Raw genomic sequence first — 13,371 nt, 5'->3', positions numbered from 1 at the left:
AACGCATTGGAACTCATTTATTCGCTTTTTGATTTTATTCTCCACATCGACCGGCACCTGGTCGAAATCGTTAATGAGTACCAGACGTGGACATACCTCATTCTTTTCATGATTATTTTTATTGAAACGGGTGTAGTGGTAATGCCCTTCCTTCCGGGCGATTCGTTGCTATTTGCTGCAGGTATGCTTGCCGCGCAACCCAACGATCTCAGTGTTTGGCTGATGATCCTCATTCTGCTGGTTGCGGCAATTTCAGGTGATTCCCTCAACTATGGCATCGGAAAACGATTTGGAATGCAGGTTACCCGCTTCAGGCTATTCGGCAAGCAGGTCGTGAAGGATGAACAAATCCAGAAGACGCATGCGTTCTACGAAAAATATGGCAGTAAAACCATTGTGATTGCCCGCTTCGTACCGATTGTCAGAACACTCGCCCCCTTCGTTGGCGGGATTGGCCGGATGCATTATGGCACTTTCCTGACCTATAATGTTATTGGGGCTGTCTTATGGGTTGTAGGCATTACGTTAGCGGGTTATTTCCTGGGCAATATTCCCGTTGTCAGGGATAATTTTTCCAAAGTAGTGTTGCTGATTATCTTCCTTTCCCTGCTGCCAATTATTTTTGAGCTGGCAAAAGAAAAATTAAAAAAACCGCGGAATCCCAACGCATAAAAACCGGCATAGTCCTTGCCATTTGCTTGATCAAAGTATTACCGTGAGATATCTTATTTTTTCTGCGGCCTTTTGGCTGCTTTCGTCCTTTTCTCCTTCCGGAACAAGCCGGCCGACCGTCGATCGCAGGGAAGCCCGCGAGGCTTTCGCACTGCTCAATGACATCCGGCAAAACCCCGGGGCTTATCAACGCAAACTTCACCTCAGTCGCGGCATAACGGTAAACCATACCCCGCTGAAATGGAACAGCACGCTTGCAAAAGTTGCGGAGATGAGGGCGCTGGACATGGCCAAACGCGATTATTTCGATCACACTGACCCCGATGGTTTTGGCCCTAATTACCATATTGACCGTGCAGGCTATTCACTGAATGCCAGCTGGCTTAAGCGTAAGAATGCAAACAGTTTTGAATCCATCGGCGCCAATCACCCATCGGCTGTGGATGGCATTAATGCCATGATTATTGGCAGAAACTCTCCAGGTTACGCCCACCGCAAACATTTACTGGGCATAGGCGAATGGAACGCTTCCTTACAGGACATTGGCATTGGTTATGTGCGCGCGGCTTCCGGCAGCACCTACAAATCGTACCTGTGTGTCATTATTGCCAAACACGATTGGTAGGGAATGATAACCGATTGCAAAAAGCTGACGGTGAATTTTACTAAAAACTTCTTATGGCGGTGGAGAAATCGATAAATTCGGGCAAATTTATCTAAGTTTGCGCATGATCAAGTCCATGACAGGTTATGGCTTAGGGGCCAGGGAAAACCAGCAGGTAAAATATACCGTAGAAATTAAGTCGTTAAATTCCAAATTCCTGGAGCTCAGCATCCGGTTACCGAAGGCTTTTTCGGATAAAGAGCTTTTTCTACGCGGTGAATGCACAAAGCTGGTGGAGCGGGGTAAAGTAAGCGTGACGGTGAATGCCGAATACACCGATCAGTCGGCATCGGCGGCAACCATCAACGATGAGTTACTCCGGAACTATTACCGACAGCTAAAAACCATTGCCGAAAACCTGGGTCACGAACCGGCCAATCTTTTTGAGTTAGCACTCAATATGCCCGAAGTGGTCAGCCAGGATGAGGACCGTGCCGACGAAGAGGAAGCCGTGCTGCTGCTTGCTGCATTCCGGGACGCCATAGGGCAACTGGATCAGTTCCGGAAGGACGAGGGTGAAGTGCTGCGCGGAGACCTTTTTTCACGGACATCGACCATCCTCCAGCTACTCGATGAGGTGGAAGCGATGGAGACCAGCCGAATTCCATTAATCCGTGAACGGATCCATCAATACCTGGATGAAACGGTGGGCAAAGAAAACGTAGACCGGAACCGTTTTGAACAGGAATTGATATTTTACATTGACAAACTGGATATTACCGAAGAGAAAGTCCGGCTTCGCAGCCACTGTAATTATTTTTTGCAAGCGCTGGAGGCGACCGATGCCAATGGGAAAAAATTGGGCTTTATTTCGCAGGAAATGGGCCGGGAGATCAATACCTTGGGATCCAAAGCCAATCATGCGGGTATCCAGCAAGTGGTGGTGCGGATGAAAGAGGAACTGGAAAAAATCAAAGAGCAGTTACTAAACGTACTGTAACCAATGGACGGAAAGCTGATCATATTCTCTGCCCCTTCCGGTGCGGGCAAAACGACCATCGTAAGGCATCTTTTGACCAAATATGGTGATAAAATTGCCTTTTCCATTTCGGCCAGCACCCGCGCGCCGCGAGACGGAGAGGTAAACGGCCGCGACTATTACTTCATTTCCCAGGCGGAGTTCTTACACCGCATCGCTAAGAAGGAATTCATTGAATTTGAAGAAGTATACGCCGGTACGTTTTACGGCACGCTCCGCACGGAAGTTGACCGCATATGGGCGTCGGGCAAACATGTCATCTTTGACATCGATGTGGAAGGCGGATTGCACCTTAAGCGCAAATTCGGCGACCGTGCACTGGCGGTTTTCGTACAGCCGCCTTCACTGGAAGTACTGAAACAGCGGCTGTATGGAAGAGGAACGGATAGCGATGAGAAATTAACCGAACGGGTTGCCAAGGCAGAAAAGGAGCTCGGCTATGCCGGCCAGTTTGATGTCATCCTGCACAATGACGACCTGGATGTTGCCTGCCGGGAAGCGGAACGGCTGATGCTGGATTTTATAGAAAAAAAGGACTGACATGGCTACCGTTGGATTATTCTTCGGATCTTTCAACCCCATACATACCGGTCACCTGATCATTGCCACCTACATGGCCCACTATACCGATCTCGATGAGGTATGGCTGGTTGTATCGCCCCACAACCCGCTGAAGCGGAAAGATACGCTGATTAACATGTACGACCGGCTGGAAATGGTCAACCTGGCACTTGAGCAGGCCGAAAAAATCAAGAGCAGTACGGTCGAATTCTCCCTGCCGCAACCTTCTTATACCATCGATACGCTAACCCATCTTAACGAGAAACATCCAGAGAAGACATTCGTATTGATTATGGGATCAGACAACCTGGCGTCGATCAAAAAATGGAAGAACTATGAGGTTTTGCTGCGGGATTACCGCATTTATGTATACCCCCGGCCCGGCTTTTCAATAGCTGAATGGGAAGGCCATCCTGCCATCCGGATTACGGATACGCCGCTCATGGAATTTTCATCGACATTTATCCGCAATGCGGTAAAAGCAGGTAAATCCGTGCGTTATTTTGTGCCCGACGGTGTGTTGCGATTCATTGAGAATAAGGGACTTTATCTATAATGCGCCCTTAAAGCTTACACGTCAAATTTAATTCCCTGGGCCAGCGGCAACTTATCGGAATAATTGATGGTATTTGTTTGCCGCCGCATATATGCTTTCCAGGCATCAGAACCGGATTCGCGGCCACCCCCGGTATCTTTTTCTCCGCCGAATGCGCCTCCGATTTCTGCTCCTGAAGTGCCAATATTCACATTAGCGATACCACAATCAGACCCGGCGACAGACAGAAACTGTTCAGCCTCACGCAGGTTCTGCGTCATAATCGCCGATGATAATCCTTGGGGAACCTCATTTTGGATCCGGATGGCCTCTTCCAGTGTGCGGTATTTCATCAGGTACAGTATGGGAGCAAAGGTCTCCTGCTTCACTATTTCGAAATAAGGCTCGACTTCGGCAATGCAGGGACGCACGTAGCAACCTGAAACATATTCTGCTCCTTCCAGCACTGTGCCAGCAACGGCGAAATGCCCGCCTTCACGCAGGCAGGAAGCAATTGCCGCTTCGTATTGCCGGACGGCATCCACATCGATCAGCGGTCCGACGTGATTCTGTTCGTCGAGCGGATTACCGATACGCAGCTGTCCATATGCGTTTACCAGCCGCTGGCGGAATGTATCGTACACCGCTTCGTGGATGATCAGCCGGCGCGTGGTGGTGCACCGCTGTCCGGCGGTGCCTACCGCGCCAAATACCGCAGCGGGCAAGGCGACATCCAGGTCGGCGTGCTGCGAAATGATCAGGGCGTTATTGCCGCCCAGTTCCAGGATACTCCGGCCCAGTCTTGCGGCCGTCGCCGCGGCGACCGACTTGCCCATCCGGGTGGAACCGGTAGCCGACACCAGCGCAATACGGTGGTCACCGGCCAGCTCTTCACCCAGTGATCGGCCGCCTTGTACCAGGCAGGACACACCTTCGGGTATGCCATTTTCCGCCAATACACGCGCCATCAATTGCTGGCAGGCCACGGCAGTAACGGGGGTCTTTTCAGAAGGTTTCCAAACACACACGTTACCACATATCCATGCAATGGCCGCGTTCCAGCTCCAGACGGCTACCGGAAAGTTAAAAGCGGAAATAATACCCACGATGCCCAGTGGATGCCATTGTTCGTACATGCGGTGCTGCGGGCGTTCCGATTGCATGGTGAGCCCATACAGCTGCCGGCTGAGTCCGGTAGCAAAATCGCAGATATCAATCATCTCCTGTACTTCCCCCAGGCCCTCCTGTAGACTTTTGCCCATCTCATAGGAAACCAGCATGCCCAGATCCTGCTTGTGACTGCGGAGCGCTTCTCCAAATTGCCGGACGATGTCGCCCCGGCGTGGAGCCGGGATCATCCGCCATTGGCCAAAAGCGGCAGTGGCCTGTTCGATTACCCGGTCATATGCATCGGCAGACGCCGACCCGACGGAGGCGATCAGCTGGCCATCCACAGGAGAAAAGCTATCGAACGGTGTTGAAGTATCATCCCCTGTTTCCTTACCAGTGCTCCATGCTGGATTTACCGGCTTGATGGAGAGCCGTTGCAGCATGTCTTCAATCGTCAGTCTGTTGATCATGTGGTATTTTTTGAAGCGGGTGCATCCGGATAAAATGGTGGGGCCTGCCCCCGCGGTTAATTTACGCAGTAATGGATCTTTGGAACATGCGTAATCCAAAGATATATTTTTTTAAGCATAAATACGTACCTTTGTATATCGATTTGAGACGATCATGGCGACAGTGTGCACACGTACATCCAGAAGGGAGGCACCCACACCTTTATTGATTATCGACATTGGTTTTTTTATAAAAAATTGATTTTCAATAGCTTTAAAAACACCTGGCCCAATTGTTGAAAACTTGTGTTAACAGTATTATTCGACAAAACCCTATTTTGTTGTTGTCATCAAGCCAGCGGCTGAAAAGCGGAATGGGAGCCTCAATGTTAGTTCTAAATTAGGATATAGATGGAAGACGATTTCGAATATGGGCCCGCCGAAGACCCGAAATTTTCGGTAGCACGATATGAAGAAATGATCCGCAATAAGGACCAGTATTTCTTTGACACACAGGCTTTTGAAGGGATCATAGATTATTACATGGATAAAAATGACCCAATCAAGGCCCTTCAGGTGGTGGAGTATGCGGTAAACCAGCACCCCTTTGTGGCTGTTTTTTATTTGAAACAGGCTCAGCTTTTTGCCGTTACGCATCAGTTCTCCGAAGCGTTGGAATCGTTGGAAAAGGCTGAAACCCTGGAACCCTCGGAAAGCGACATTTACCTGATTAAGGGTGGAATACTGGGTAACCTGGACCGTTATGATGAAGCATTCAGCAACCTGGAAAAGGCATTGGAGCTGAGCGAAAACCCCGATGAGATTTACCTCCAGATGGCGTTGCTTTATCAAAATAAAGGCGATTACGAAAAGGCCATCCATTTTCTGAAGGCGAGCCTGAAGCAGAATATGGAAAATCAGGATGCCTTATACGAACTTGCCTTCTGTTACGATGTACTGGATAGGCAGGAAGAAAGTATCGGTTTCTACAAGCAATACATCGATAATGATCCTTATTCCTGTGCAGCATGGTATAACCTCGGGAATGCTTATCATAAGCTGAACCGATATGAAGAGGCTATCGATGCCTACGATTATGCCATATTGATTAAAGACAACTTTGCTTCGGCTTACTTCAATAAAGGCAATGCATTGGTCAATTTGGACAAATACAGCGAAGCCATTGCGGTATATAAGCAAACTTTCGAATATGAGCCCCCGGGCGCCGAAACATATTGTGCCATTGGAGAGTGTTATGAAAAGCTTGACCAGATGGACGAGGCACGATCGTACTATAAAAAAGCAGTGAAAATTGATGCGGACCTTGCTGATGCCTGGTTCGGTATCGGCGTTACGCTCGACTACGAAGAGCGCCACTTCGAGTCACTGCATTTTTATAAAAAGGCGCTTGACCTGGAACAGAATAACCCCGATTACTGGTTTGCCATAGCGGATGCCCGCTACAAACTGAACCAACTGGATGAAGCAGAGCAAGCTTACGAAAAAGTAGTTGAACTGAATCCCATTGACGCAGAGGCATGGCTGGATTACTCTTCCATTTTATACGAAAGGGGGAAGCTGGGCCGTGCAATTGAAACGATCGCCGAGGCAATCAAGAATAACCCGGAAACTGCGGAATTATATTATCGCATGGTCGCTTATCTTATTGCGAACGGCAAGTATAATGAAGCGTTGAACTATTTGGAATTAGGGCTTTCATCCGATCCGCATAAGCATGCCGTATTATTTGAATACCTTCCACAATTGCGTGGCAATAAAGCCATAATCGATGTCATTAATAAATATACGTCGTAATTTGCCGGACGGCCGTTCCGTAATACGGCCATTACACAGCAACTTTTGTTAGCATTTAATGCAGTTACTTTCATGAATTTTGAGTTGAAGAATGTCCCGATGCGTACGCATAAACCAAGGAATAATGGATTAACAATGGTCATGGATAAAGGGTTTAGCGTAAGGCAGGCCGAAGATTTCATGGCCGTTGGAGCATCATATACCGATTTTGTTAAGCTGGGTTGGACAACCGCTTATCTTACCCCGCAGCTGGAAGAGAAACTGGCGGTATACCGAAGTGCCGGTGTACACCCTTATTTGGGCGGAACCCTATTTGAGGCTTTTGTAGTTCGTGACCAGTTCGATGATTTTTTACGGGTTATCGAAAAATACAAGCTGGAATACGCTGAAATTTCCGACGGTTCCATCGTGATGCCGCATGACCAGAAGTGCGAGTACATTGCGAAGCTTGCCCAGCATGTTACGGTCATTTCTGAAGTGGGGTCTAAAGATAATACGAAGATCATGGCTCCCTATAAATGGATTTCATTGATGAAAGCCGAGTTAGCTGCCGGATCATGGCGGCTTATTGCGGAATCCCGTGAAAGTGGGAACGTCGGGCTTTACCGGGAATCGGGCGAGGTAAGGCAGGGACTTGTAGATGAGATCCTGAACGAAATACCTAATGAAAAAATCATCTGGGAGGCACCGCTGAAAGCACAGCAGGTCTGGTTTATCCAGCTTATAGGCGCCAATGTGAACCTGGGAAATATCAGCCCGCATGAAATTATCGCATTGGAAAGTACCCGTCTGGGTCTGCGCGGGGATACCTTTCATAATTTCATTTAACGGCTCCTACGAATTTACTGCCTGTACCATGAAAAATTTCGGCTTAATTGGCTATCCGCTGACCCACTCGTTTTCCAAGCGGTATTATGACGCTAAATTTGAACGGGAGCAGATAAAGGAGGTTGATTACCAGCTGTATCCGATCGAATCAATCTCGGCTTTACCCGAATTGATCTCGAATGATCCCCAATTGGCGGGGATAAATGTGACGATTCCATATAAGATTGCTGTTATGGATTACCTGCACCAGCTCTCGCCAGAAGCTGAAGCGATCGCTGCAGTAAACTGCATCCGGATTGACCGGCAAACGGGAGAACCGATATTAACCGGGTATAATACCGATGTATTCGGGTTTATGGAATCGCTGAAACCGTTGCTCCAGCCATGGCATACTTCAGCCCTTGTGCTGGGAAACGGGGGCGCTGCAAAAGCCGTTATTTATGCGCTAACGCAATTGGGAATTGCTCCCCACCTGGTGTCACGCAGACCCGAAGGAGGACAATACACGTACAGCCAGCTGAGTGCGGATGTATTAAGCGAGCACCTGCTCCTGGTTAACACCACACCTCTTGGTACCTACCCGGATATCGACAATTGCCCCGATATTCCGTACGAATACCTCGGGGAGAAGCACCTTCTGTACGATCTGGTATATAATCCTGCTGCCACCGCATTTTTAAAACGTGGTGCCCGGCAGGGTGCGGCAATAAAGAATGGCTTGGAAATGCTGGAGCTGCAGGCCGAACGGAACTGGCAGCTATGGAACAGCTGATGCGTTGGCGATGAACAACGGAGGAATGATGTCCCGAAACGTGGCTTTATGCATCTTTGCCTGCTTGGCAGTCAGCTGTATTTACAGTTGTATGCCACATTATTCGCCTAAACCCAGGGGGTATTTCCGCATCGAGTTTCCCGCAAAAGATTATCGGTCGTTTTCTTCCTCATGCCCTTTTGTATTTGCGATACCTGCTTACGCTGCCATGGAGCCCGACCGTTCAGCGGATGCACAGCCTTGCTGGACGGATATCTGGTTTAAGCAGTTTAACGCACGGATACACCTGAGTTACATTCCCATCGAAGGCAAGGGACATTTTAATGAGCTGGTGGAAGATGCCCGGACGTTCGCATTCAAGCATACCATTAAAGCGACTGCAATAGATCAACAGCGGATTAACCGACCGGCAGACCATGTATTTGGCCTGCTGTATGAAATCAGCGGCAATACCGCATCGAACATTCAGTTCTTTGTTACGGACAGCACGCACCATTACCTCCGTGGGGCACTTTATTTCAATGAAAAGCCGCGCCTGGATTCCATCCAGCCGGTACTCGATTTCATACGTGCCGATATTGATACTATCATCCATTCCATCCGTTGGAAATGAATGCTTATTTTTGCGGTATGATCCACATTAAATCCTTTGTCTGCAACCCTTATCAGGAAAATACCTTTGTGCTTTACGATGACACGGGTGCGGGCGCAATCATAGACCCGGGGATGTATGGGAAAGCGGAAGAAGATGCAGTAAAGGAATTTATCGATGGTGAAGGCCTGCAGCTGCAGTTACTTCTTAATACACATTGCCATATCGACCACGTGCTTGGTAACCGGTATATTTATGACACTTACGGGTTACTGCCCCAATTCCATGAAGGGGAATTACCCCTGTTGATTGAGGTGCAGAATTATGCCCCGCAGATGGGAATCCGGTATGAGGTGTCGCCCATTTCAGAAACATTTCTACCCGAGACCGGCTCAGTGGCTTTCGGGCAGCAAAAGCTGCACCTGATTTTTGCGCCGGGCCATTCACCTGCACATTTGTGCTTCTATTCCCCTGAAAATGGTTTTCTGATCGGTGGTGATGTCCTTTTCCGGAATAGTATCGGGCGAACGGACCTCCCTGGCGGCAATCATCAACAGCTGCTTAACAGCATCTCGCAGCAACTTTACACACTGCCCGGCGACACCCGGGTATATCCGGGACACGGCCCCGAAACCACCATTGGGCATGAGAAAAACACCAATCCGTTTATCAGGGGGTAGCCAATGAATATTGCACTCTATTTTGCCAGGCGTTACCTTTTCTCCAAAAAATCGGTGAATGCCATCAATATCATCTCCGGCATCAGCGCTGTCGGCGTGTTGGTAAGCAGTGCATCGCTCATTGTGATTTTATCGTTTTATAACGGGTTGGAAAACCTGATTTTTTCCATGTACAGCGCATTTACGCCGGAACTCCGTATTGAGCCCAAGGAGGGAAAGGTATTTACCGCTGACAAACAACTATTTGATGCCGTTAAGACCGATCCCCGCGTTGCGGCATACGATGAGGTTTTACAGGAACGTGTATTGCTCCGGTACGATAGCGGCCAATACATCGCCACCATCAAAGGGGTATCAGCCGACTTTATACAGCATCAGCAGACCGATTCCGTCCTGCGGGAGGGGCGTTTTGTTCTGGAGCGCAATGGAGTATATTATGCCGTAATGGGCGCAAAGGTACAGGGAATGCTCGGCATATCGCTCGAGGATCCGTCGCGCATAATTGAGGTGTTTTCTCCGAGGAAGGGAAAAATAAATGCCGTTAATCCGGCAGAGGAGTTTACCATGCGGACCATCCGTCCATCCGGCGTACTCACCTATCAGCAGGAATATGACGACCTGTTGATTGTACCAATGGCTTTTGCCAGGGAGGTGCTGAGTGAATATGACCAAATCTCGGCCATTGAAATCGATTTGGCTCCGGGGACCGACGTGGCTGCTGTTCAACGGGATTTATCGTCAATGCTGGGGGTAGATTTTCTAGTAAAAAACCGGGAACAACAGAATCCCACATTATACAAAATCGTGCGATCTGAAAAATGGGCCGTATTCTTCATCATCGCCTTTACAGGAATGATCGCTATCTTCAATATTGTTGGTTCGCTCACCATGCTCGTGATCGACAAAAAACAGGACATATCTATATTAATGAGTTTAGGTGCCGGCAACTCGCTCATTCGCCGGATATTCTTCTACGAAGGCATGCTGATTGCCCTGATCGGCTGTATTATGGGTCTTTTTTTGGGATTGTTGTTTTGCCTGTCGCAGTACTACTGGGGGTGGATTGGTATTGGAAACGGAGAAAATTTGATTACGGATGCCTACCCGGTGGATATCCGTGCACTGGATTTCCTACTGGTATTTGCCACGGTCTTTGTCGTGTCTGCATTGATTGCATTTATTTCTTCGCGGTTAAGTGTGCGGCAAACCGTAAGGCTTTCCTAAGCGACTACCGGTTTCGCTGCAATCGATTCCGGCTTTTATTCCCTTCGGTTATCTGACGGATGAAATTACCCCAGGCAAAGGGGCTCAAAAGCGGATTGGCCATCCGCTGATTTACTGCCTGATTACTCAACTCGATATGGTTTTGCATCGCACTAAAGCTCTGGATTTCTTCAGCGCTGCGGGGTGTAATGCGGGAGAGAGCAGCTAATGATTCAGGAGAGAGGTTCTTTTGCGCCACCACAATATCATCATCAGCAATCTCAAGCGCCATAAAGGCTTCATTAAATTCATCAATGCTTGCCCAAGGATAAGGCGTTACCATAGGTAGCTCTTTAATCTGTGCGGTCATGCGCACCATAGCGGTATACTTGTCTTCCGGAACTGTTGGGATGACCACCCGGATTGGCAGGTAACCGACAGACGTGAAGCTGATGGTATCCCCTTCATGGGCTACAAATGAAAAATAACCTTGATGATTGGCGGTAAATGTCTGATTGTGGTATGAGTTGTTTTTAACGGTAACATAAGGCACAACCGTATTCGTGTCCGCGTTATGAATGACACCGCTAAACTGTACCAGCTTACGGTCCTGTGCGTTTGATACAACGATCGCACACAGCATAAACACGACAATAATGATATAACGATTTACCCTCATGTCCACAAAACTACGCATTCGGTGTTTCCTGGCTTGTTAAATAATGTTAACCCCGCTTAAAAATTTATTTTGGGGGTTGGCATGGTAGCATTGGGGTCGTCCATATCCGTGATATTAACAGCTTCCACGGCGGTAATTTCAGGCACGGCTTTCTTAATCGCCTGCTCTAAACCCGCCTTGAAGGTCATGATACTCATGGCGCATGAAGCACAGGACCCCAAAAGTTTCAACTTCACCACATTATCCGCCGTTATTTCGTCAATCCGCACGTTGCCACCGTCAGTCTCCAGGTACGGCCGGATTGAATCCAATGCCTGCTCTACTCTTTCCTGTAAATTCATAACCTCACTATTATTTACTGTTGTAAAGATACGGATTTTTCTTAAAATGAAATAGTGTGTTTCCCGGTTCCCGGGCGATGGTGGTATTCCGTCTTGTTAAAGTTTGTTAAAAGCCCTTTCTTACCGTTTCCATTTCACCATCTTTGGCTTATCTTGCTCCAAATTAATTGACAGGTATACTAAATTCACTTATCTTTGCAAAATGTTTATAAACAGGCGAGTTGTGACATGGGCGGTGGCTATGCTGCTGATTGTAATGATCTCCGGATGTAAGAGCCGATTTGAGAAGTTGCGGGCGAGCAACAATATCGCGCAGAAGTACCAGGAAGCCATTAAATATTATAACAATAAACGGTACAGCAAAGCGCAGATCTTATTTGAGGACCTGATGCAAAGGTATCGCGGACAAGCAGAGGCGGAAGACCTGTACTATTATATGGCTTACGCCAATTATTACCTGCGTGACTATACGGCCGCGAGGTATCATTTCAAGCAATTCACCGATACTTACCCCAACAGCGCACGAACGGAAGAATGCCGGTATATGGGTGCTTATTGTTATTACCTGGAATCGCCCAAAGCGACACTTGATCAGGAATATACATACCGGGCGATTGAAGCGTTACAGCTGTTTATCAACTTATATCCATCCAGTGAACGTGCTAAGGAAGCCGGGGCGCTGATCCAGGACTTGCGTGACAAACTGGAGGCCAAGGCGTTCACTAATGCCAAACTTTACCTGGATATGGGGTTACAGGACGACTACCGTGCAGCAGTTATTGCATTTGACAATGTACTGCGTGATTTTCCGGACACGAAATACGCCGAGGAAATGGAGTTTCTGAGTATCAAAGCACAATCGCTTTATGCGGGCCAAAGTTCGCTGAGAAGGCGTGAGGAACGGTTCGAGGAAGTTATTGAACTCTATAGTAAGTTTGTTGCATCCTATCCGGAAAGCCGTTTCCGGAAAGATGCAGACAAATACAAGGCGGATGCGGAGCAACGGATAGCAGAAGCTAAAAAGCTGATGGCTGAATTTTCGGCTGCACAGCGAAGACAGGAAACGGCACAACTGCCGGCCGAAACAGCTGCGCCGGAAGTTTCTACATCAAATTAACTGAATAAAAATTAATGAGTAAAGATATGAGTACGCAAGTAAGTAAGTCCGTTGTCCCCAACAGCACGGTAACCCGGGATCTGAGGGAATTGGATGAAAAGACAGGTAATATATACGAATCGATTGTGGTCATCGGTAAGCGGGCCAACCAGATTTCCGTGGACCTGAAAGAAGAGCTCAATGGCAAGCTGGCCGAATTTGCTACGACCAATGACAATTTGGAAGAAGTATTTGAAAACCGCGAACAAATAGAAATTTCAAAACATTACGAACGTCTGCCCAAACCCACGCTGGTGGCCGTTGATGATTTCCTGAACGACAAGGTCTATTTCAGGAACCCGTCAAAAGAACAAGCAGCGGATTAATAACCTGCG

Annotated in this window: 16 protein-coding genes; 13 read left to right on the top strand and 3 right to left on the bottom strand. The window is 48.1% G+C overall.

Annotated elements, in window-relative coordinates:
* Positions 1 to 6 precede the first annotated feature (6 nt).
* The 5 genes from NEV57_RS15330 to nadD all read left to right on the top strand — a co-directional run bounded on the left by NEV57_RS15330 (position 7) and on the right by nadD (position 3,432).
* Entirely contained in the window at positions 7 to 672 is a 666-nt protein-coding gene (locus NEV57_RS15330) for a DedA family protein (protein WP_257659229.1), read from the top strand.
* A gap of 43 nt (positions 673 to 715) precedes the next feature.
* Positions 716 to 1,297, top strand: a complete 582-nt coding sequence (locus tag NEV57_RS15325; protein WP_257659228.1) for a CAP domain-containing protein — start codon at positions 716 to 718, stop codon at positions 1,295 to 1,297.
* A gap of 103 nt (positions 1,298 to 1,400) precedes the next feature.
* Positions 1,401 to 2,276, top strand: a complete 876-nt coding sequence (locus NEV57_RS15320) for a YicC/YloC family endoribonuclease (protein ID WP_257659227.1) — start codon at positions 1,401 to 1,403, stop codon at positions 2,274 to 2,276.
* 3 nt (positions 2,277 to 2,279) lie between these two features.
* Positions 2,280 to 2,855, top strand: coding sequence for a guanylate kinase (gene gmk / locus NEV57_RS15315; protein ID WP_257659226.1), 576 nt, complete (start codon positions 2,280 to 2,282; stop codon positions 2,853 to 2,855).
* Between the two features lies 1 nt (position 2,856).
* On the top strand, positions 2,857 to 3,432 hold the full coding sequence (gene nadD / locus NEV57_RS15310; RefSeq protein WP_257659225.1) for a nicotinate (nicotinamide) nucleotide adenylyltransferase: 576 nt from the start codon (positions 2,857 to 2,859) through the stop codon (positions 3,430 to 3,432).
* Positions 3,433 to 3,446: 14 nt separating this feature from the next.
* On the opposite strand, the gene amaB is transcribed toward nadD, so the two are convergent.
* Positions 3,447 to 4,991, bottom strand: a complete 1,545-nt coding sequence (gene amaB / locus NEV57_RS15305) for an L-piperidine-6-carboxylate dehydrogenase (protein ID WP_257659224.1) — start codon at positions 4,989 to 4,991, stop codon at positions 3,447 to 3,449.
* A 390-nt stretch (positions 4,992 to 5,381) separates the two neighbouring features.
* Between amaB and NEV57_RS15300 the strand changes: the two genes are divergently transcribed.
* From NEV57_RS15300 to NEV57_RS15275, 6 genes are all read left to right on the top strand, one after another.
* A complete protein-coding gene (locus NEV57_RS15300; RefSeq protein WP_257659223.1) occupies positions 5,382 to 6,785 on the top strand; it encodes a tetratricopeptide repeat protein in 1,404 nt (467 codons plus the stop codon).
* Between the two features lie 72 nt (positions 6,786 to 6,857).
* Entirely contained in the window at positions 6,858 to 7,613 is a 756-nt protein-coding gene (locus tag NEV57_RS15295; RefSeq protein ID WP_257659222.1) for a phosphosulfolactate synthase, read from the top strand.
* 28 nt (positions 7,614 to 7,641) lie between these two features.
* Positions 7,642 to 8,385: a shikimate dehydrogenase family protein gene (locus NEV57_RS15290; RefSeq protein ID WP_257659221.1), complete on the top strand. Its 744-nt coding sequence runs from the start codon at positions 7,642 to 7,644 to the stop codon at positions 8,383 to 8,385.
* 25 nt (positions 8,386 to 8,410) lie between these two features.
* Positions 8,411 to 8,998: a gliding motility lipoprotein GldD gene (gldD, locus tag NEV57_RS15285; protein ID WP_443686088.1), complete on the top strand. Its 588-nt coding sequence runs from the start codon at positions 8,411 to 8,413 to the stop codon at positions 8,996 to 8,998.
* Between the two features lie 17 nt (positions 8,999 to 9,015).
* Positions 9,016 to 9,657, top strand: coding sequence for an MBL fold metallo-hydrolase (locus NEV57_RS15280; RefSeq protein ID WP_257659219.1), 642 nt, complete (start codon positions 9,016 to 9,018; stop codon positions 9,655 to 9,657).
* Positions 9,658 to 9,660: 3 nt separating this feature from the next.
* Entirely contained in the window at positions 9,661 to 10,881 is a 1,221-nt protein-coding gene (locus tag NEV57_RS15275) for an FtsX-like permease family protein (protein WP_257659218.1), read from the top strand.
* 4 nt (positions 10,882 to 10,885) lie between these two features.
* Here NEV57_RS15275 and NEV57_RS15270 read toward each other — a convergent pair whose 3' ends face one another.
* Both NEV57_RS15270 and NEV57_RS15265 read right to left on the bottom strand, forming a co-directional pair.
* Positions 10,886 to 11,557 carry a carboxypeptidase-like regulatory domain-containing protein gene (locus NEV57_RS15270; RefSeq protein WP_257659217.1) on the bottom strand — a complete coding sequence of 224 codons (672 nt, stop codon included), beginning with the start codon at positions 11,555 to 11,557 and terminating at the stop codon, positions 10,886 to 10,888.
* Positions 11,558 to 11,595: 38 nt separating this feature from the next.
* Entirely contained in the window at positions 11,596 to 11,880 is a 285-nt protein-coding gene (locus NEV57_RS15265) for a NifU family protein (RefSeq protein ID WP_257659216.1), read from the bottom strand.
* A 202-nt stretch (positions 11,881 to 12,082) separates the two neighbouring features.
* On the opposite strand from NEV57_RS15265, the gene NEV57_RS15260 reads away from it, so the two are divergent.
* Both NEV57_RS15260 and NEV57_RS15255 read left to right on the top strand, forming a co-directional pair.
* Positions 12,083 to 12,997, top strand: a complete 915-nt coding sequence (locus NEV57_RS15260) for an outer membrane protein assembly factor BamD (protein WP_257659215.1) — start codon at positions 12,083 to 12,085, stop codon at positions 12,995 to 12,997.
* 26 nt (positions 12,998 to 13,023) lie between these two features.
* On the top strand, positions 13,024 to 13,362 hold the full coding sequence (locus NEV57_RS15255) for a DNA-directed RNA polymerase subunit omega (protein ID WP_257659214.1): 339 nt from the start codon (positions 13,024 to 13,026) through the stop codon (positions 13,360 to 13,362).
* The last annotated feature ends 9 nt before the right edge of the window (positions 13,363 to 13,371 follow it).

It is taken from the genome of Parapedobacter lycopersici (assembly GCF_024643285.1).
In the GTDB taxonomy this organism is placed as follows: Bacteria; Bacteroidota; Bacteroidia; order Sphingobacteriales; family Sphingobacteriaceae; genus Parapedobacter; species Parapedobacter lycopersici.
The sequence above is the reverse complement of the archived record's forward strand: the minus strand, read 5'-3'. Positions and strand labels throughout refer to the sequence as shown.